Origin of the sequence: Peptoniphilus sp. SGI.035 (assembly GCF_050315115.1) — a bacterium.
Taxonomy (GTDB): Bacteria; Bacillota; Clostridia; order Tissierellales; family Peptoniphilaceae; genus Peptoniphilus_A.
This window is the reverse complement of the sequence record NZ_JBNPOJ010000058.1, coordinates 1-792: the sequence shown is the minus strand read 5'-3', so window position 1 is coordinate 792 and position 792 is coordinate 1. Positions and strand designations below refer to the sequence as shown.

The following is a 792-nucleotide window of genomic DNA, read 5'->3' as shown; positions in this document are numbered from 1 at the left end:
GGCAACTCTGTCAGGAGGTGAGAAACAAAGAATATCTATTGCAAGAGCAATTTTAAAGGATTCCCCGATAATACTCCTCGATGAAGCGACATCTTCTCTTGATCCCGAAAATGAACTTATTATACAAGAAGCAATTTCCAATTTAATTAAAAATAAAACAGTTGTTGTAGTAGCTCATAAGCTAAGGAGCGTTATGGGAGCAGATAAAATTGTTGTCTTAAATAAGGGAAAAGTAGAAGAAGTAGGAAAACATGAAGAACTGATGAAAAATAACGGACTATATAAAGACTTATGGAATTATCAAGAAAAGTCTAAAGAATGGAAGATTGTGCAGTAACAATCAATTTTAAAGGAGAAAACTTATGAAAACACAAAAGAAATCATCAAAAAACGCAGTTACAGCCGGTGTTTTAATTGCACTTTACTTTGTAACATATTTAGTAATTGGGGCAATATCAATGCCTGTCCCTGTTTTATTTTTACTAATGCCTATGCTTGTGGCACTACTTGCTGCACCAACCTATCATATGCTTCTTGCAAAGACAAAATCAGCTACTGCTATTGTAATCGCAGCTATATTACCAAGTATTTTATTAGTTGCAACTGGACATATTCCAATTGCTCCATTAGTGGCAGTGCCTGCTGGAATAATTGCTATGTTCATAGCAAAAGGTGGAAATTATACAGACTTTAAGAAAAATACAATTAGTCATATGTTTTTTTCTCTAAACTTATTTGGAGGATTCTTACCAATTTGGGTTATGAGAGAAGCATTTTTTGAAAGTGTAATAA

General features: G+C 33.3%; 2 protein-coding genes. Both read left to right on the top strand.

All coding sequences use genetic code 11. The features are described from left to right. The coding region (locus tag ACQRC6_RS09825; protein ID WP_427848753.1) for an ATP-binding cassette domain-containing protein at window positions 1-337 on the top strand (337 nt) is incomplete at its 5' end. 25 nt (window positions 338-362) lie between these two features. Next, on the top strand, window positions 363-792 hold a 430-nt coding region (locus ACQRC6_RS09820; RefSeq protein ID WP_427848752.1), incomplete at its 3' end, for an MptD family putative ECF transporter S component.